The following is an 18,962-nucleotide window of genomic DNA, read 5'->3' on the forward strand; positions in this document are numbered from 1 at the left end:
ACAGGGCCTGATTTAAGCCTTAACCATTTTTCATCAATCTCAGAAAAATGCCTAAACAACGAGGAGCCTTTAATATCGTGCGGTAAGATTGAAGAGTGGTTTTCCATAAATTTGTTCCACGCTTCAACTGTGAAATCTCTGTCTAACACGACAATACCCACTTCTATAGAGTCGAGCAGTTCAGCAGGTAAATTTCCGTTTTTGGTAAGTGAAATCATTATGAAGCTTCCTTTTCTACATCCACTAAACGACCATAAATATGGTTCATCGCTTCATCGGGAAACAGCAGTAATAAATCGAATGCAATATCTCTGGCTTTAATGGCGTAACCAATCTCAATTGCCATTACTTTACCCCACTTCTTAACGTTGTCGTTAAGTAACGCAGCAAGCCCCTGATGACGACCGAGCAATACGGGAAGCGTATGACTAAATGACACGTTTAATTGTTCAGACAGTCCATTTAGGCATGCGCCGATTAAAATGTTCGACACATCCATTAACGCTTCAAGCTCTAAGCTTCCAGTGGATTGGTGGGCATCATATTTTAATAACTCAACAATATTTTGCGAGTTAGTATCATTGAAGATAACCAACGCTTCACCACGAATTCCCGCACTGACGAAACCTTTTGACACCGCCGACACACAGTCGTTGCGATTTATCTCGGCGATAGCCATCGACAGTTCGTTACTTTCTAGCAAATTGACATTGGGAATAGGCAGGTGGACAAACTCGCCCATAAGCTGTGCTAGGCTTTCACCTGCCCGGCCCATAGCGATGTTAACCATTTCGCGATATGCATCTAGTTTGTCGTCCAACGACGACGCATCGGTGTCTCTTGCAACAGCTTCTCGCTGCACTGCAGTCGAAACACCACTATAAACACCATACGAGGCTAAAATGTTGGTGAGCTTTTCGTTATCGATAGGTTTACGAATGAAATCGATGGCACCTAAGGCCAACATTCGCTCTCGCGCTTGCGCTTGCACATCTCCCGATACCACGATAACTAAGCAAGGTAGGTCTTCTTTACGAATGGCTTCCATCGTTTCATAGCCATCCATGACAGGCATATTCAAGTCAAGAAAGACCACATCGCCTTTACCAGCACGTATAACCTCTAGGGCTTCTTGCCCATTACCGGCAAATGAAATTTCTACATCCCAACCGTCTGGGATACTACGCGCCATTTGACGTCGTGCAAAGCCTGAATCATCACATATAAGAATAGGTGTAGACACAAAACCTCCTTATATTGCGACGGGTGCTTTTATGTGAGGGTGAGACTGATAGCCTTTAAGCGTAAAGTCCTCAAATGAAAAATCAAAAATATCTTTCACGCTTTCGTTTAATTCCATAACGGGCGGCGCGAAAGGCTCTCGGCTTAATTGCAGGTCAACTTGCTCTAGATGATTACTGTATAAATGCGCATCGCCTAATGTCAGAATGAAATCACCTGGTGCTAGGTCACATACTTGGGCGATCATCATGGTAAGTAAGGCATAGCTGGCAATATTAAAAGGTATACCTAAGAAAATATCACCGCTGCGTTGATATAACTGACAGCTCAATTTGCCATCAAGCACATAGAACTGAAACATGGTATGACAAGGCGGCAGCGCCTGCTTGCCCATACTCGCATTTTCACTTGGTGAATATTGCGTATCAGGCAGTACAGACGGATTCCATGCACTGACAATAAGACGGCGAGAATCTGGATTGGTTTTAATTTGTTCAATCACGTCAGCTATCTGATCGATAGTTGTGCCATCGCCATTGTCCCAACTGCGCCATTGCTTGCCGTATACCGGGCCTAATTCGCCATCTTCTGTTGCCCAACCATCCCAAATGCTCACGCCATTTTCTTTTAAATAAGCGATGTTACTTTCGCCTTTCAAGAACCATAGCAGTTCGTGAATAATGGATTTAAGGTGGCATTTTTTCGTGGTAACTAACGGAAAGCCTTGTTGTAAATCAAACCGCATTTGATAGCCAAATACACTTAACGTACCGGTTCCAGTGCGGTCTTCCTTTTTTACACCTGTATCACGTACATGGCGCATCAATGCGAGATATTCTTTCATCTTTCTTCTTATTTATTGTTTAGTTTGTTGCTGTTGGCGGGTGTAGGCTCGCACTATTAACCCTATGCCCAATGCAATCATAGGTAAACATAATAGCTGCCCCTGGCTTAGCCCCATTTGATACAAACCAATGTGAGCATCTGGCTCTCTAAAGTACTCCACGATAAATCGGAAACTCCCATAGCCAAGTAAAAAGACGCCACTTACCGCGCCAACCGGTCGAGGTTTAGCAGAATAAAGCCATAAAATAACAAACAATAATACGCCTTCCAAGGCAAATTCGTATAGCTGGGACGGATGGCGAGGTACATTACCGGCATTCGGAAAAATGATAGCCCAGGGCACATCAGTGGTACGGCCCCATAATTCAGCGTTAAGAAAATTTCCAATGCGCCCCGCGCCCAAACCAATTGGCACTAAGGGAGCAACAAAATCACCTAAACGTAAAAACGTGGTTTTCATTCGCTTAGCTTGCCACATCAAGGCCACTAATACGCCAATAAGTCCACCATGGAACGACATGCCACCTGCCCATATTTTAAACAGGTAGAGTGGGTTATCTAAAAACATGCCAAACTGATAGAAGAACACATAGCCTATGCGTCCACCTAAGATCACACCAACAAAGCTCCAGAACAATAAATCACTAAGTTGCTCTCGCGTCCATTCAGTTCGAGACAAGCGCTTTTGCGCTAACAAATACGCGGCGATAAAACCAACAAGGTACATCATGCCGTACCAACGGACACTTAATGGCCCGAGGCTAAAAATAATAGGGTCTATACTGGGAAAAACCAAATAACTGCTTTCAGCCATACGCTTAATTAATTCCTACAAACATTTTGATACTTACCAACACCAGCAAACACGCTAGCATTGCTTTTAAAACCCGAGTATTTACCCGCTGGCCCAACTTAGCGCCAACACCTGCGGTAAATATTGATGTAGTGACGATACCTGCCGTGGCTGGCAAATATACGTAACCTAAACTCCATTGTGGCATACCTGGTTGCTGCCAACCCGCAGCAACAAAACTGGCGGTGCCAAAAACCGCGATTAACAATCCACTAAATGCAGCGCAGCCAATCGCCAACCTTATATTAATTCTGAACCACACTAAGGCAGGCACTAACAAGGCACCACCACCAATGCCCATCAGTGCGCTAATTAAACCTGTGCCACTACCAACGCAACTTAGCACCCATGGAGATGCTTCACTGTCTGATGTTTTCTGCTTACCAAATATCATTTGTGCAGCAATAATAATCACCAAAATTGCAAAAATGTCTTTTAACAGTGCACCAGAAATATGACTGGCAATTTGTGCCCCTAAGATAGCACCTATGGCTATGCCCAACCCAGTATAAGTCACCGTTGGTTTATGGATATTACCTAAGCGGTAGTGTGCGAACGCAGACGACATGCCGGTAAATATGATGGTAGAAAGTGAGGTAGCAATGGCCACTGGCATCACTGTCTCTACGGTCATACCAGCAAAGTGAATCAGTAAATAAGAGAGTACAGGAACGATGATAAGACCACCACCTATACCTAACATACCTGCTAATAAACCGACGACCACGCCAAGGGCTAAGCAGCTCACAAAAATGATGGTTAACGGTTCCATTCAACATCCTTTATCACACAGCAGAATCTAGCATTTACATTGCTAGCGCCATGTCTAATTTTACGCACCTGCCCGTATTAACCCACCTAAGCCTTTTGTCTCTAAATATTCGTTTAAATGTCCGAATACTTGTTCATGGCTTTGCGACGTTAACGCGAGAGAAAGAAGCTGTTTGCTTTCTGCCAGCGACACCTTACGAATAAGCCAATTAATTTTTCGAATGTTGAACGCATTCATACTTAAACGTCGATACCCCATGCCCATTAATAAAATGGCACCTGCTGGTTCACCGGCAATCTCGCCACAAATGGTAACAGGGATCTGGTTCTCGTTTGATTGCTGCACAATATCGTAGAGTGCAGCTAATACCGCCGGATGGTAACTGTTGTACAGCCCCGCCACACGGGTATTGTTTCTGTCTACGGCCAACAAATATTGCGTTAAATCGTTACTGCCCACCGAGAAAAAATCCACGTGTTTCGCAAGTTGAGGCAGTTGATACAACACCGAGGGCACTTCTAACATAATACCTAACTTAGGCCGCTGAAGTGTTTCACTCGACTCGCAAACCTCGTCACATATCTCAAAGTAAGCCTGGTTAACTAAGCGCTTGGCTTCTTGCACTTCTGCCACCGTGGATATCATCGGTAGCATAATGCGTAAGTTTTTAAGCCCGATACTGGCTCTTAGCATCGCTCGAACTTGTACCAAAAATATCTCAGGGTGATCGAGTGTTAATCGTATGCCCCGCCACCCTAAGAATGGATTCTCTTCATTGATGGGAAAATAAGGAAGAGGTTTATCCCCCCCAACATCAAGCGTACGCATGGTAATAGGTAAATCGGGTGCAGATTCTAAAATTTGTCGGTAAAGCTCGACTTGCTCTTGCTCAGATGGAAAACGCTCCCGCAGCATAAAGGGAATTTCAGTACGGTACAGGCCAATACCCGAGCCAATATGGCCAGCATTTAGCTCGGCTTCGGCTGACAATCCCGCATTGATATACAACGACATGCGGCAGCCATCTACGCTTTCACAAGGCTGCCCAGCTTCAGCGTCTATACGCTCTGTTATCGCAGACTCTTCTTCAATAAGCTGAATAAATTCAGTTTTGATGTTCCGCTCTGGGGAAACAATGACTTCGCCAGCATAACCATCGAGTAAAAGCTCTTTACCTTCAAGCAGTGCAGGAGACACATTCTGACACCCCATTACTGCTGGCACCCCCATTGCCCTTGCTAGAATAGCGGCATGAGAGTTATTCGACCCACGTATAGAAATAATGCCTTTGAGCTTTTCTCTTGGAAATTCAGCCAGCATAGTTGCCGATACTTCATCTGCCACCAAAATACTGTCTTCGGTAGCGAGTTTTTCTACCAGCTTTTGCCCTTGGCCTTCGGTAAGAATGTTGGCCAGTATGCGATCGGAAAGGTCAACAATATCAATGGCACGCTCTTGCATGTAAGGGTCGTCCATGGCGCGAAACCGCGCGGCATACCCATCGACTACCATTTTAAGTGACGACGCGGCATCCCACCCTTGCCTGATTTTCTCTTCTACTTCACGACCTAAACTATTGGCATCTAGCAAATGGTGGTAAAGCTGAAATATAGATTTAACGTCATCAGGAATATCATCATCTAAACTTTTCGATAAACCATCTACATGTTGGCGCGTGACTTCCACGCCTTTACGGTAGGTTTGTATTTCGTCGTTTGGATTTTTACTGCGTTTAACAACCCAGTTTTTTAGGTTAAGTGATTTATCGGGTGAGAAGCCTTTACCGATAGCTAACCCGGGCGACCCCGCAATACCAGAGACATTTTTTTGTAGGGCAATACTGTTCACACTGGCAGTATTGTTCAGTGCACCGCGCATATCAGCATTGGTAATTTCAAGTGCAAGTTGCGCCGCTAGGGTAACTAAGAACGCTTCTTCGTCTTCACTGAAACGGCGCATTTCACTTTGTTGTAGGGTTATGACACCTAACACTTTACGCTGGTGAATAATGGGCGTACCCAAAAATGCGTTATAATTTTCTTCTTTAACTTCAGGATAGTGTTTGAATCGAGGGTGATGCTGGGCGTTTACAATGTTAAGCGGTTCTTCACGCTGACCGACTAGACCAATTAAGCCTTCAGAAAAGCCAATATGAACTTGCTCTACTGCATCAGGGTGCAGACCATCGGTGGCCTTAAGAATAAAGGTTTGTTTCTCGTAATCGGCAAGATAAATAGAGCATGAGTCTACATCCAGCGTTTGCTTAACGCGAGATGCCAGACGAAACAAGGCAGTATCAAGCGCAGGAATTTGATTCATTTCCTGCACAATACGTTTAAGCGTGGTTAACATTGCGCCTTTGTGACCCTTAGTGTCCAATCGCTACTCCCTATACTTTCCTCGTTCGCCTAGCCTCGTCTTCGCTTTTTACCGCGCTTTTGCGACGACGTATTATGACGCTGTTGTGGGCGCTGTTGAGCAGCCATGACAACAGGGGAAAATTCCTTCATAACCCGGCGGTATACGTCTCGCTTGAACGACACGACATTTCTAATTGGATACCAATAGCTCACCCAACGCCAATCATCAAATTCTGGGTGCCCTGTTTTCAATACATTCACGTCCCGCTCATTACAGTCAAGCTGCAGCAGGAACCACTTTTGTTTTTGGCCTATACAGACCGGATTACTTCCCTGACGAATTAATCGCTTAGGTAGCTTATATCTAAGCCAGTTACGTGTAACACTTAAAATGGTGACATCTTTCGGTGTCAGCCCCACCTCTTCGTGCAGCTCACGGTACATAGCTTGTTCGGCAGATTCCCCTTCATCAATTCCGCCTTGAGGGAACTGCCATGAATGTTGACCATAACGCCTTGCCCAAAATATTTGACCCATTTTGTTGCAAATCACTATGCCCACATTCGCACGGAATCCATCGGCATCTATCACATAGACTCCCGGGCACACTATACTTTTATATCTCTGCATTCTTCCATAATATATACACCATTCAAAGCATTAATCGAAATTCATGCTTTCCTTATAGAAAATTACTGAGCTTAACTATGCGTCCACCCGACTCTCCACCTGAAAATTCAACCACATTATTAGCGCGCTGTGATGCGATTGCGGGCTTAACCTTAGGGGAATTAGCAGCCATGGCTGACGTTGCCATACCAGAAAATTTACAGCGTCATAAAGGGTGGCCTGGCATGCTGATTGAGCGTTGGCTAGGTGCCAGTGCCGGCTCTAAGCCTCAACAAGACTTCCCAGAATTAGGCATTGAGCTTAAAACTATTCCCATTGATGCCAACTTTATGCCCCTTGAAACCACCTATGTTTGCTACGCCCCCTTGTTGATGCAGCCAGGATTAACATGGGAAACAAGTAATGTGCGCAATAAAATTCAACAAGTGCTGTGGTTACCTATCGAAGGAGACAGACGTATTCCATTGGCACAGCGCAGAGTAGCCAGTGCTTTTTATTGGCAGCCCAGTGAGCATGAAAATGCCATGTTACAGCAAGACTGGGAAGAGCTCACAGAGCAAATTCTAACGGGGCATGTGGAATCAATTACCTCTCGCCAAGGCGAGGCATTACACCTTCGCCCTAAAGCCGCCAGCGGCAAGATCTTAACTGATGCTTTAGGTCCGCAAGGTGAACGAATTAAAACTCGCCCTCGAGGGTTCTACTTGCGTAAAACCTTTACCCAGCAAGTGCTTTATAACGCATTTAGCTAATATGACCTTGAGCATGGCGTTGTAGCTTGGAGTAAGTTGAGTAAGTAAAATTCTACTGAACTAGCTTGTCTCTTCGCTGTTGCGTAGATGTTTCACTAACACATCACCTAGAAACTTATCAGAGTTTAGACCTAAGCGTTTTGCTACTTTCGCTATTTTTGCATCACTTCGCAGTAGCACATTTTTGGCGTAGTCTAGCCGGTACTGATACACAAAGCCGCGGAAGTTCTTCTTTAGTTCTTGGTGTAAAGCAATAGCCAGCGTAGTGGGATCTACTCCCGCCTCTTCGCTAAAGCCTTTTAATGTTAGCCCGAGTTTTTTGTAGTTTTTACCATCAATCATGGTTCGCTTAGCTTGGCCAATAACCGCTCGTATTTCAGCCGGCTTTACCACGCCTTCGTCCAGTCGCTCGTAATCTAACGGTGACGGTGACGTAGTCCTGGGAAAAGTAAGGCTGAATAACACCACAAGTAGAGAAACGCCAAGGGCCATATGGTGTAGGCTTTCCCAATAAGGCACTATAAAAAAGCCAAAGGTAGCAGCAGTCACCAGTAAAATACTGGCAAACGCCACTACAACCGTGTTTGCCATTACGCTGGCAAGCCTTGGTACGCGAAACTCTTGAACGTCAGCCGCCTGCTCAGGTAAATGTCTATGGTACATTTGAATGTGTTCAGTGATGAGAATGCCAATGAGCAGCACGCAGAACCCCGTGGTTAAAGAGGCCAAATAAGCAGGCCAAAGCATTAATGGCTCACCGCTTGGAGAGGCTTCGAGCCACTGTAGTTTGGCTTCAGTCGGAATTAGTAAAATCGTTAGTTGCAACACGGACATTACCCAAAAAGGCACCCACAATCGTGAGCGCTTAGATGGATAAGCCAACAACATAGGCTTTACCATTCTATAGCTACACGTCATCATCAGCACCGCAAAGACGTCTGACAGCCCATAAAGAGGCGCCAGTTGGGTTAACTGCCACAACCGCATCCATTCATCTAACATGAAAATGGGCCAGCACAGAATTGCAGCCGCTAGCCAAGGGTTTTTAAATATACGGTGACGATAATAAACAAACCTTACTACCACAATAAAATAGAAGAACAGCGCCGCATAAAGGGCGTAGTTGTACACAATATCTGCTTTCACCTTACTGCATCCTTGTTCGCGATTTACCTAATAGCATTACCAGTAAATATCTCGTTCTAATGCAACTGCGCGGGTTCGCTCCATCACTTTGACGAGCACGGTAAGCTTGCTGCTTGTCCATTTGCTAAGTTCATCTTGCGTTTCTAATTCTGAATCTTGTACTGCTTGGCGAAGCATAAGCAACGCATTAAGCTCTTCAATACCGGTTAACAAATCTAACCAAGGTGCTCTGAAATTGCCCCGCTCTTCTACAAATAAATCGCCGAGTAAAAAACCACTCCACAAGGTTTGTCGAAGCACGATCTCTACTAGCGTATAGTTTGCAGGCCCCATGGTTTTATTGGCAGGCATACTTTGCTGCACCGTTTGCCACCCCTGAGATAACCATCCTTTGGCATGATCTAAAACCAGCAAATCATACCCTGTGGCTTCTCTACGCCATGGCTTCGCGTTGATTAAATCGATAGCTTGTAACTTAATATCGGTAGCCATGCTATCGAAAAACAAACTCGCGGGATCATGGGCATGCAATAGCCCAGCTTTACGCCCCTGCAAGTAGCTGACTATAGCGGGGTGTTTGCTCAACGTTTTGTGAAACAAACTTTTTTTAGACAATAAATACCGCAAGCTTTGTAAATCGTCCTGCCATGCCCATTGCTGCGCATAAGCAATTAGCTTTTTGTGTAACGCGAGCATTTCAGGGCATTGTAGTACCGGCAAATACAAAGACACGCTTTGTAAAAGCAAACGTACGCTTTTGGCCACTTCAGCTAAAGTTTTGATAGAGCCACTTTCAATAAACACGTGTTCATGGTGCTGCCAATGGGCTAAAGCCAATTGAAGTGCATTTGAAAAGGCTTCTTCGGTAGACGACTTTGGATTGAGCGCTAAAAAATCGGGCAAGGGTTTTACTTTGGCGTTAAAACCATGCAGTAACTGATACCCCTGCGCTGCTTTAGACACATCACTTAGCCTGACATCCATACACGAGTTGATGTGTGTAGCTAATATAAACAGACTGTCTAGGTCACCGTTTTGCAGTTCGAGCTCAATTTCGTTGATGGGCGAACTGGCTTTATCGGTAGCCGCTTCGCCGCAATCGAGTACCACCTCTACACGGCTCTTCTCCACCTCTAGAATATAAGCATGACGGGTAAAGTGGGTACTAAACTGCTTTTCCAATTTACTATTCATGCTGGGAATATTCCAGCTAGAAGGCCATACTGAATTATCAAACAGGGTTAAGTCGGGTTCAGGCGAATCAAGATCAATATTGTATTCTGCACGTTGATGTAAACCACCACTGACTTTCCCATTGGTTTTTAAGGTTTGCTCGTAGCTGCCATTATTGCCGCGTACACGAAACCCCATCTTACTTTCTTGAAAATCATGATTGACGGTATCGTAATAATCGTTTTCAAGCCGAAGTTCTGTGTGAGAAATTAGGGTGATATTATTCTTTTCAAAAAGCGGAAGTACGCGGTCTTTAAATGCTTGATGCGCACCATCTTGAGTAACAAATTTTAGTTCAATTTCAGACATATTTGCGCAGTGGCACACGAGGTAATGTTGCAACCTTACCTGTCTCCAAACTAATTCGCAATGACACTGTTAACTGGTTGCGATGAAATTAACCAGTAGACAAAAGTGGAACAAACTTGCCTTTATCGCGGTCAACCAATACCATCTGATTGTTTTAGACGAGTATTTGGACTACCTATGATTCGAAAGTGGTTAGCAGTTGCCCTTTTTGCATGCTCTTGCCAAGCGCTGGCTCTTCAAGAGAGCGATACGCTAGAAGCGTCGTCGTCGCACTATATTCGCGATGATTTATTTATTTTCCTACACACGGGACCAGGCCGGAACTACCGTATTCTCGGGTCTGTAGAGGCAGGCACCCCGATTACTGTGATAGACCGTGATGCTGATGCTGAGTTTACGCAAGTAACCGATAATGAAGGCCGTAAAGGGTGGGTTGAATCAAAGTTTGTTAGTACAGAAATGTCGCAAGCGGAGAAACTCCCTATGCTAAGTGAGCAATTGGCACAAAGCCAAACCAGCTTACAAACTGCACAGCGGGAGAATGCGAACCTGCGCCAGCAGCTTAATGAAGCCCGCCAGCAAATCACGCAACTTACCACTGACACTGAACAGCAAAGCAACGATATTCAACGCTTAAGTGCACAAGTAGAAAGTGCCGATAAAGATGAATTGGTCACCTGGTTCACCCGTGGCGGTATGGTAGCCGGTATCGGTATTATACTAGGTGTTTTGATTACCTATATGCCTAAAAAGCGTAATCGCAGTAAAGAGTGGATGTAATTTATTGCGAGCACTCGCGATAACGCTGGTACTAAAAATGTAAATAAAGAAGAAGCGGCTTTAAAAGCCGCTTTTTTATTTCAGGACGAAACATCATGCACGCAAAAGCAAATTCATTTTTTAAGTATCTGGATCATTCGGTTCATGTAATTCGAGTTTAACGTGATACCCACTAGGCACAGCGCCCGCTTCAAATTCCCACTCTAACTTCTCTGTTAGCTTGGTAATTAATTTAAGTCCTAGGCCGTAACCTGTATCGTCTAGCTCTGGTTTGTGAAACATAGCATCATCAGCATTGTCTACACCGCCCACTCGCTCATGATTTTCTACCGTTAATGTATTGCCCTGTAAATTAATTTTCACCACACCGCAGTCGGTATGCTGAAAGGCATTACGAATAACATTGCCAATAATTATTCTACTGGCCGTATCAGGAAGGAACATTTCGGTACTCGGTACGATTAACTCGACCTCCACCGACTTTCCTTTTAATAAATAACTAAGATCGTCACAAAGCTGTCGCACCATTTCTGACACATCTACATTGTGATAAGGCAACGCTTGGTCGTTATCGCGGGCAAGCCAAAGTAAGGTTTCAGTTAAATCCGTCATGGTTTTCGACGCATTATCAATACGTGCCAATGCGTTTACTCTTTTACTGTTGGTAGTCGGCATATGCGATTGTTGCTGTTCTTTTGATAACACCCGTTGCAAGAGTTCGGTGCTACTACGTATCACCGCTATCGGGGTACGTAGTTCATGGCTAGCATGGTTCACGAAGGTGCGCTCTCGCTCCAGCGTTTGCCTGACACTTTGCAAACTGTTGTGAATGAGAGAAGCAAGTACATTAAGTTCTTGATATCTAAATGTTGGAATAGGCGCATCAAGTTGCTTTTCATCCAGCCCAGCAGCCCACTGTTGAAGTGTTTCAACGGGCCTGGTTACACTGCGCATAATCAATAGCAAGCTGGCGGCGAAAACACCCAGCGCCGCTAATCCAATAAAAATACTCACCAGTTCATGACTTAGCCATACAGGCCCTTTACCCCTCCCCCGTGGCCCACTAAACATTTGTGAAACATACCGTATTTCGCCATTATCTAGTGGCACCATTACTAGGAATCGTGCCGCATAAGGTCGCGTAAAAAACCAATCTCTTTTAAGGTCTTTTTCAAGCTGGTAGGGAATGAGCTTTTTACTTGAAAATGATTCAAGAATTTCATTTGGCTGCTGATCAAATTGAGCGCTAATGTAGAAGTTCAAAACGCTTTGTGGTGAGCTTTCAGATATGTCTGTGGTCGTGGCGACACGCACCATGGTGTGGCGCAACATACCGTCCATACCTTGGAAAAACCGATCTGAAGAAAATATAGAGAATACGGTTATCAACACACCGCCGACGGCCAACAACGTCCATAAAACGTATCGTCGTAAACTTAGATGCAAGCCCTTAACCATGGTCTGCATCCTGGGCTAGGTAAAAACCACTATTGGGCTTACTTGATACTGAAATAGAGGCGTTCGCATGCTCTAATGCTTTGCGTAAATGATGCATATGCACTTTTAGCACATTGCTTTCAGGCACACTGTCCTTCCATGCTGCTTCTATCAGGCGTTCACGGCTCACTACTTCACCTTTCGCCAACATCAATTTTTTAAGTAAGGCGTAGGTAATTGGGCTTAGCTTGATATCATTGCTACCAGCCTGTGCTTCTTGCCCGTTTATTTTCAAGGTTACGTTTCCCATCGCCACCTGATTCACTTGCGCCGAACGACGACCCGCTAAGGCGGTAACTCGTGCGACTAATTCTGCCATAGCAAACGGTTTCACCAGATAATCGTCGGCACCTTTTTGAAAGCCTGCAAGCTTATCTTCAAGCTGATCACGGGCTGTCAGCATGATAACGGGGGTGTCATTTCCATCATTACGCATGCGTTCGCACACGCTCAACCCATCCAATCGAGGCAAATTAATATCAAGTACTAACACATCGTATTGATGTTGATTGATTAGCTGCAAGGCTGCCACGCCATTACTGGCATGGTCGCATTGCATATCTTCTAGTTCTAAGTAGTCAAGAACGTTACCGGCTAACCCGATATCATCTTCAACCAGCAACACCCGAATCATCTCTTCCACCTTCTTAACCCGCCACCTGCATGGCGGCATTTTTGGTTTTACTACCAAATCGTGCTACATCTTCATAAATTAACAGCAATGCGGGGATTAATACTAATGTAATGGCGGTGGCAAACAAAATACCATAACCCAGTGATGCGGCGGCTGGTATTAGAAATTGTGCCTGAATAGAGGTTTCACCCAATATTGGGTACAGCCCTAAGAAGGTGGTGATAGACGTGAGTAATACCGCCCGAAGACGACTTGAACAGGCTTCAACCACAGCATCTTGCACCCGCATACCCGCTTCTTTCAATGCATTATAGCGTGACACCAATAGCAAGCTGTCGTTTACCACCACACCGCTTAATGCCAAAATACCATTGAGCGACAAAATGCTGAGCATTAAACCATTACTCCAATGCCCTAATACTGCACCAACAATGCCAAATGGAATGGCGGTCATAATAATCAGCGGCTGAATGTAAGACTTAAGCGGAATAGCCAGCAAAGCATATATAGAGATTAACGCTAATATAAATACGCTTTCCATGGAGCTTTGCGTTTCTTCTTGCTGTTCTGCTTCACCAGCAAAATGCAGTGATAAATCTTGGTACTGGCGAGATAGTGTTGGAACAAAGTTTTCGTTTAGATAGTTCACTAGTTCAGTGGCGGTTATTACATCGCTATCTACTGACGCACTAACAGTGAGTGCACGTAGCCCGTCTATACGCACGACTTGCTTTTGCTGAACAGCTGGCGTCATAGTGGCAATAACACTTAACGGTACTACCGTTCCATCATCTAAACGAACACGAGTATTCATTACATCCGATGGGTCCATTCGGTCTTCTTCTGGGTAACGCACACGCACTTTCACTTCGTTTTTGTTACGTAGGTAACGCTGAACAATTTCGCCGCCAAACGCTTTCAACAACTGTTGCGATAAGCTTTGGGTATCCATTCCCATGGCACGCCCTTCGGGGGTAAGTTCAAAACGCATCATGGCTTCACCTGGCGTTAACGAACTTTCCACGCCGAAGACACCGTCTATCTCTTCTAATGCTTCTTGGAACGCTGTATTTGCAGCGGTTAACGTGGCGTCATCAATACTTTTCAGCTCTACACGAAACGCATCTACCATTTCCCGCCTAGCCTGTATTTTAAGCTTTTTCACGGCCTCTAAGTTTCCACTTAGCGCAGTCCAACGGGCGGCTAATTCATCTAAGGTGTAAGGCTGCTTTTCGGCTAATGATATGGTGATAGTACCACTTTGATCGCCACTTGCAGTTACCTGCAAACTCTTCATACCGCTTTCACCAACGCCCTTTTCTTCCATCAATTGTTTATCGGCTTCAATCGCTGCGCGCTCTAAACGTAATAAATTTCGCTCAGTTTGACCAAAACTAGCATCGCTATACAAAGACATATTGGCCGATACCGTATCGCCCTGCATACTTGGAAAAAAGCCTACTCTAACCGCGCCGGTTAACGGCAAACTCATCACCACAATAAATAATGTGATGAACAGCAACACCGCGGCATAGCGATAAGTAATCGTCGCGCTTAGCGCGGGTTGATAAAGTTTTTCGTTAAACCAATTTAACCCATTATCCGCTCCGCCCTGCACTTTTCCCCATAACCCGGCAATGCCCTTTTTGGCCGTTTTTTTAGTGGGAAGGTGTGCTAAGTGGGAAGGTAAAATAAGTTTAGATTCCACTACTGACAGTAAAAGGCAAAGCGTAACAATGGTGCCAAACTGCGAGTACAAGGTACCCAAACCACCTGATACGTTCGACAATGCAAAAAAGGTAGCCACTGTGGTTAACACGCCAAATATGGTGGGCACCGCTACTTTACGGGTTCCTTCAATGGTGTTCGCCAAGGTGTCGCCGTATCGTTGCCGTGTGGAATAAACGCTCTCGCCCACCACTACGGCATCGTCCACCACAATCCCCAACGCCATAATGAAGCCAAAGGTGGTCATCTCATTAAGGGTCATACCGGTATACGAATCGGTCATGAAGTACAAAGTACCGAAGAAGATAAATGGCAAACCTGCCGCCACCCAAAAAGCGACACGCAAATTAAGAAATACTGCCAAGGTGATAAAAACCAGCACGATCCCCATCAAGGCATTGCTGGTTAACAAGTCTAAACGTTCGGTAATAAGCGTACTTCTGTCATACCAGGTTTCTAGCTGCACGCCTTCGGGCAATAAGCCACGCTCGTGCCAGTTATCAACTACGGCATGCGCCTGTGCAACCATGTCAGTCACATCGCCGTATTTATCCATGAGAACTTGCAGGCCATAACCATTTTGACCGTTATACCTCGCTAAAGAGTAACTATCGTCGGCGAATGTGTCGGTAACTTCTGCCACGTCACCTACGGTTAACACGGTTCCGTCGTCTGAGGTAACAAGGGGGATCTTGGCAAAATCACCCGCGTAATAAGCTTGTTCTGACGCTTTTAAGCGAATAACCTTCTCTTCGTTACGTAGGCTTGTGGTTAACGCGGTAGAAGACTCTTCGTTTATTCGCGAAGCCACATCAGATAAGGTTAAGCCGTACGCTTGTAGCTTGGCTTCATCTATTTCTATCGACATCATCGGGTCGATAAAACTGCCCGCATTAACATCTCGAATATCGTTTTGAGCCAACAAATCTCGCTCTAATTGCTCTCCTAAATACTGTAATTCGGCATGGCTGGCATTACCGAAAAGCTGCACCCAAATTACGTGTTCGTCACGAGTTGCTTTATCAATAATGGCGTTTTCGGCATCAGAAGGTAAGTTTGAAATACTGTCGACTTCGGTTTTTATGTCGTTGAACAATGTATCTAAATCGTAGTCTGTTTCTTTTTCTACCTGAACACTGGCGCCATTCGAATTAGACGTAGAGGTAATGCGCTTAATTCCCGGCACGGCTTCTAGTGCATTTTCGATTTTTATCGCAATGCCTTCTTCAGCTTGCTCGGCATCACCACTTTCGTAAGTCATAGAAATAGTGACAAACCTAGGCTCCATGCTAGGAAAGGCTTCTTTTCTAATGTCGCCGTAAGACACCAAGCCCAACACGATAAGACCAACCATCAAAAGGTTGGCGGCAACTGAATTTTGCGCAAACCATGCAATAATGCCTTTATGATTATTCATTGCCACTCCCGTCTATTACGGGCTTCACTGGCGTATTCACAAGGTAGTTATTCAATGGCCGCGCTACAATTAAGGCCTCGGAAGTCGAAGCATTGGGCTCAATGTAGGCGTAACCTTCATACTCAAAAAGTACGGTCGGGGTGAATTTATTGAGTAAGTTTGTATCTGGTGCAACAAACCATACTTCTTGTTTTTGAGATATTGCCGAAGAGGGGATCTTCCATACGTTGTCTAGCTCGCGCCCTTCTATTTCGGCCGCTAAAAATGTACCGAAATATAAAGGACTAGATAGCATAAGTGGGTTCTCTACCACGGCAATGGCGCGGCGCTGACGGGTATCTTCGTCTTGATGAAGCTCTATACGTTCAATAGTTGCCCGCCAGTGGTGCTCGCCTGTGGTATCGGTTAACGACACGTCCCAACCTGGCTTTTCACCCACCTTTGCTTGCGGTAACTGCGCCCATTGGCTCGGAGAAAGTGGGATGGATATTTCAGCCACATCGATGGAATACAACTCGGCCACTTGTGTGCCAATTTGTACATAGCTTCCAGGTTGAATGCTGCGGCTCACGACCAATGCATTAAATGGCGTACTAATATGTGAAAACGCTAAATCCCGCTTTGCAGCTGCTACGTTTTGCTCGGCTTCACGTAATGCAGCTTGGGCCGATTTGAGCTGTGGCGCGCGCAAAACTAACGCTGACTCAGGCTCACCAGTTAGGCCTGAACGCGTCCATTCATCTTGCGCCTGAATACCTTGAAGTCGTTCCTCTTCAAGGGCTACGTAGGCAGTTTCATAAGTGGCTTCTGCGGCGGCTAACGCTTGGCTATAGTCAGTTTCATCTATATAAGCCAATACTTCGTTTTGCTTCAATAAAGCACCGGTTTCAAAACGTGGCGACAAAGACGTTATTTGTCCGCTTACCTGCGCGGATAACGTTAGCATATGAATGGCTGCTGCCTGTCCATAGCCTTTTACTTTTGCACTGTACGTAGTTGGAAATATTTTAACTACGCCTACTTCAGCTATATCTGCGGCAGTGCTTGTTGTTCCTTGAGCTTGTTGCTGCCCTGAACGTTTTGCCATACCTTGATTTGGGTTAGACATTGCGCGCGGGCCAGGCTTGCCCGACTGAGGTCCACCCGCCGTTTCCATACCCTTTCGGCTAATTTTGTCGCTAGTTGGTTTTTCTGCACGTTGACTATCGGCCTGCTCAATCACGTTTTCGGCGTTAGCATTTCTAGGGCCATTGGCTCCTTTAGATCCTGGCCCCGGACGACCACCGCCTAGTTGGCTCATGGTATAAACTACGGCGATGACAATAGTCATAGCAGCAGCAAGGGTTACGATAATTTTTTTCTTGTTCATAGTGACACTCCAAGGCCTAGCGCAAGACCTAAGTCGATACGATTACTTAATTGAGAATATTGAAGCTCGACGCGCTGCGCCTGCAAATTGAAGGTAGTGTCGTAAACCGACAGTAAATCTAAAATATCCACCAAGCCTTGGCGATACTGCCCCGAAAATGTGTCGGCGCTACTTAAGGCATTCTGATAGGCGATATTTGTGTAGTACTGGCGCTGGCTGAGCGCTTTTTCATTGTCTAATGCGTCTTGTACTTCTTGCACAGCCGTTAGTAAGGTTTCACGATATTCCCACCAGCTATTCAGCGCGGTTAATTCAGCATCATCGATTTGTGCTCGTAAGGCCCCGCCTTGAAATAGGGGCGCGGTTACCTGCCCCAATATATTCCACAATGGGTTAGTAAATAATGATTGAGACGGCGAAGTGCCAGTGTCAGTAAGACCTGCTGATAAATTAATACTGGGTAAAAGTGCTTTGTATGCCACTTTTACGTTGGCTTCACTGGCCTTTATTCCGAAATAAGCCGCTTGTAAATCTGGGCGTCTTGCTAAATCTTGTTCGGGTAAAGAAATTAAAGGCTCAAGTACCTCTGGAAATTCGCTGACTAAGGGAAAGTCTGACAAGGATTGCTCTTGGCGACCTAGCAATACGGCCAATGTGCGCTTCGCGACACTAATGCTGTTTTCATACAAAGCGATAGAGGCGCGGGTTGTTGCACTACTCGTCTTCGCGTTGTCTAAATCGTCTAATGTACCTAGCCCTGTGCGATAACGCTTAAGTATAATACTTTCGCTATTTTCATAAACGCGCAAACGTTCTTTTTCAATCGCAAGCAGTTGCTGCTGTGTAATAATATCTAAAAAACTTCGAATGACACTAGCTGCCAGTGCATCGCGAGAAGACTGATAAGCAGAACGTGCGCTGGCAGCATCAAAACTGGCAGTGTCCACGCTATCGCTAATTTTCTGCCATAAGTCCAACTCCCAACTTACGGTTAGCCCTGCAGTATAGCTTTCATTACTACCTTCAATTTTACTGCCTGAAAAGCTCGCATCAAGATTTAGGTTGTCTGCTGAATCTGCCGACTTTATCGCCACCTGTGCTTTTCGCAGCGTGATAAGGGTTTGCTGCAAGCTGGCATTATTTTCAAGTGCTTCATTTAAATAGCCTTGCAGACCTTGCACCGATACCAAGTTCGTTAGTGACGTTGCCGTTGCCGCTTCACTTGATTGTGCTTGCCAAGCAATATCGTCACCTGTCATTTCAGAGGCCGACTCGCTCAGCGAGGGCGTATCATGACTGGCACACGCACTTAAGCCAATCAGAAGCGCTATGGCCATTGGCATGAGTGATTTTTTACCTAACCCGTTCATAAGAATTCTTTTATTACCTATCCT

General features: G+C 45.3%; 15 protein-coding genes and 1 pseudogene. 2 read left to right on the forward strand and 14 right to left on the reverse strand.

Annotated elements, in window-relative coordinates; genetic code table 11:
• The 7 genes and pseudogenes from JKP82_RS19020 to rppH form a co-directional block, all read right to left on the reverse strand.
• A pseudogene (locus JKP82_RS19020) lies at window positions 1-218 on the reverse strand (PAS domain-containing protein); the annotation flags it as partial.
• Entirely contained in the window at window positions 218-1,243 is a 1,026-nt protein-coding gene (locus JKP82_RS19025) for a response regulator (RefSeq protein ID WP_159528578.1), read from the reverse strand. The gene JKP82_RS19025 and the pseudogene JKP82_RS19020, both read right to left, overlap by 1 nt.
• A gap of 9 nt (window positions 1,244-1,252) precedes the next feature.
• Window positions 1,253-2,086 (reverse strand): thymidylate synthase, encoded by an 834-nt coding sequence (locus JKP82_RS19030; protein WP_159528576.1) that lies wholly within the window; start codon window positions 2,084-2,086, stop codon window positions 1,253-1,255.
• A 12-nt stretch (window positions 2,087-2,098) separates the two neighbouring features.
• Window positions 2,099-2,902: a prolipoprotein diacylglyceryl transferase gene (gene lgt, locus JKP82_RS19035; protein WP_218398280.1), complete on the reverse strand. Its 804-nt coding sequence runs from the start codon at window positions 2,900-2,902 to the stop codon at window positions 2,099-2,101.
• A 4-nt stretch (window positions 2,903-2,906) separates the two neighbouring features.
• On the reverse strand, window positions 2,907-3,713 hold the full coding sequence (locus tag JKP82_RS19040; protein ID WP_218398282.1) for a sulfite exporter TauE/SafE family protein: 807 nt from the start codon (window positions 3,711-3,713) through the stop codon (window positions 2,907-2,909).
• 60 nt (window positions 3,714-3,773) lie between these two features.
• Window positions 3,774-6,065, reverse strand: a complete 2,292-nt coding sequence (ptsP, locus tag JKP82_RS19045; protein ID WP_159534349.1) for a phosphoenolpyruvate--protein phosphotransferase — start codon at window positions 6,063-6,065, stop codon at window positions 3,774-3,776.
• Window positions 6,066-6,121: 56 nt separating this feature from the next.
• Window positions 6,122-6,664, reverse strand: coding sequence for an RNA pyrophosphohydrolase (rppH, locus tag JKP82_RS19050; RefSeq protein WP_041453052.1), 543 nt, complete (start codon window positions 6,662-6,664; stop codon window positions 6,122-6,124).
• A 116-nt stretch (window positions 6,665-6,780) separates the two neighbouring features.
• Between rppH and mutH the strand changes: the two genes are divergently transcribed.
• Window positions 6,781-7,455, forward strand: a complete 675-nt coding sequence (gene mutH, locus JKP82_RS19055) for a DNA mismatch repair endonuclease MutH (protein WP_159528570.1) — start codon at window positions 6,781-6,783, stop codon at window positions 7,453-7,455.
• Between the two features lie 60 nt (window positions 7,456-7,515).
• Here the strand turns inward: mutH and JKP82_RS19060 are convergent, their stop codons facing one another.
• Window positions 7,516-8,601, reverse strand: a complete 1,086-nt coding sequence (locus JKP82_RS19060) for a helix-turn-helix domain-containing protein (RefSeq protein ID WP_218398284.1) — start codon at window positions 8,599-8,601, stop codon at window positions 7,516-7,518.
• Between the two features lie 36 nt (window positions 8,602-8,637).
• On the reverse strand, window positions 8,638-10,143 hold the full coding sequence (locus JKP82_RS19065; protein WP_218398286.1) for a CYTH domain-containing protein: 1,506 nt from the start codon (window positions 10,141-10,143) through the stop codon (window positions 8,638-8,640).
• A gap of 177 nt (window positions 10,144-10,320) precedes the next feature.
• Between JKP82_RS19065 and JKP82_RS19070 the strand changes: the two genes are divergently transcribed.
• Window positions 10,321-10,923 (forward strand): TIGR04211 family SH3 domain-containing protein, encoded by a 603-nt coding sequence (locus JKP82_RS19070; protein WP_201299236.1) that lies wholly within the window; start codon window positions 10,321-10,323, stop codon window positions 10,921-10,923.
• Window positions 10,924-11,043: 120 nt separating this feature from the next.
• Here JKP82_RS19070 and JKP82_RS19075 read toward each other — a convergent pair whose 3' ends face one another.
• The 5 genes from JKP82_RS19075 to JKP82_RS19095 are packed head-to-tail and all read right to left on the reverse strand — an operon-like array spanning window position 11,044 to window position 18,938.
• The gene (locus JKP82_RS19075) at window positions 11,044-12,381 is read right to left on the reverse strand and encodes a sensor histidine kinase (protein WP_218398288.1); all 1,338 of its coding nucleotides are present in this window, start codon (window positions 12,379-12,381) and stop codon (window positions 11,044-11,046) included.
• On the reverse strand, window positions 12,374-13,054 hold the full coding sequence (locus JKP82_RS19080) for a response regulator transcription factor (protein ID WP_218398290.1): 681 nt from the start codon (window positions 13,052-13,054) through the stop codon (window positions 12,374-12,376). The genes JKP82_RS19075 and JKP82_RS19080 overlap by 8 nt, the downstream gene beginning before the upstream one ends.
• A gap of 13 nt (window positions 13,055-13,067) precedes the next feature.
• Window positions 13,068-16,199 carry an efflux RND transporter permease subunit gene (locus JKP82_RS19085; RefSeq protein WP_218398292.1) on the reverse strand — a complete coding sequence of 1,044 codons (3,132 nt, stop codon included), beginning with the start codon at window positions 16,197-16,199 and terminating at the stop codon, window positions 13,068-13,070.
• Complete coding sequence (locus tag JKP82_RS19090) at window positions 16,192-17,568, reverse strand: efflux RND transporter periplasmic adaptor subunit (RefSeq protein WP_218398294.1); 1,377 nt, start codon at window positions 17,566-17,568, stop codon at window positions 16,192-16,194. Before JKP82_RS19090 ends, JKP82_RS19085 begins: the two co-directional genes overlap by 8 nt.
• Window positions 17,565-18,938: a TolC family protein gene (locus JKP82_RS19095; protein ID WP_218398295.1), complete on the reverse strand. Its 1,374-nt coding sequence runs from the start codon at window positions 18,936-18,938 to the stop codon at window positions 17,565-17,567. Before JKP82_RS19095 ends, JKP82_RS19090 begins: the two co-directional genes overlap by 4 nt.
• Between the last annotated feature and the right edge of the window lie 24 nt (window positions 18,939-18,962).

This window comes from Alteromonas lipotrueae (genome assembly GCF_019249215.1).
GTDB classification, from domain to species: Bacteria; Pseudomonadota; Gammaproteobacteria; order Enterobacterales; family Alteromonadaceae; genus Alteromonas; species Alteromonas lipotrueae.

Excerpts from the sequence above, each read along its gene's own strand:
- JKP82_RS19030 (WP_159528576.1), bottom strand. The coding sequence starts at position 2,086 with ATGAAAGAATATCTCGCATTGATGCGCCATGTACGTGATACAGGTGTA.
- lgt (WP_218398280.1), bottom strand. The coding sequence starts at position 2,902 with ATGGCTGAAAGCAGTTATTTGGTTTTTCCCAGTATAGACCCTATTATT.
- JKP82_RS19040 (WP_218398282.1), bottom strand. The coding sequence starts at position 3,713 with ATGGAACCGTTAACCATCATTTTTGTGAGCTGCTTAGCCCTTGGCGTG.
- ptsP (WP_159534349.1), bottom strand. The coding sequence starts at position 6,065 with ATGTTAACCACGCTTAAACGTATTGTGCAGGAAATGAATCAAATTCCT.
- mutH (WP_159528570.1), top strand. The coding sequence starts at position 6,781 with ATGCGTCCACCCGACTCTCCACCTGAAAATTCAACCACATTATTAGCG.
- JKP82_RS19065 (WP_218398286.1), bottom strand. The coding sequence starts at position 10,143 with ATGTCTGAAATTGAACTAAAATTTGTTACTCAAGATGGTGCGCATCAA.
- JKP82_RS19070 (WP_201299236.1), top strand. The coding sequence starts at position 10,321 with ATGATTCGAAAGTGGTTAGCAGTTGCCCTTTTTGCATGCTCTTGCCAA.
- JKP82_RS19075 (WP_218398288.1), bottom strand. The coding sequence starts at position 12,381 with ATGGTTAAGGGCTTGCATCTAAGTTTACGACGATACGTTTTATGGACG.
- JKP82_RS19080 (WP_218398290.1), bottom strand. The coding sequence starts at position 13,054 with ATGATTCGGGTGTTGCTGGTTGAAGATGATATCGGGTTAGCCGGTAAC.
- JKP82_RS19085 (WP_218398292.1), bottom strand. The coding sequence starts at position 16,199 with ATGAATAATCATAAAGGCATTATTGCATGGTTTGCGCAAAATTCAGTT.
- JKP82_RS19090 (WP_218398294.1), bottom strand. The coding sequence starts at position 17,568 with ATGAACAAGAAAAAAATTATCGTAACCCTTGCTGCTGCTATGACTATT.
- JKP82_RS19095 (WP_218398295.1), bottom strand. The coding sequence starts at position 18,938 with ATGAACGGGTTAGGTAAAAAATCACTCATGCCAATGGCCATAGCGCTT.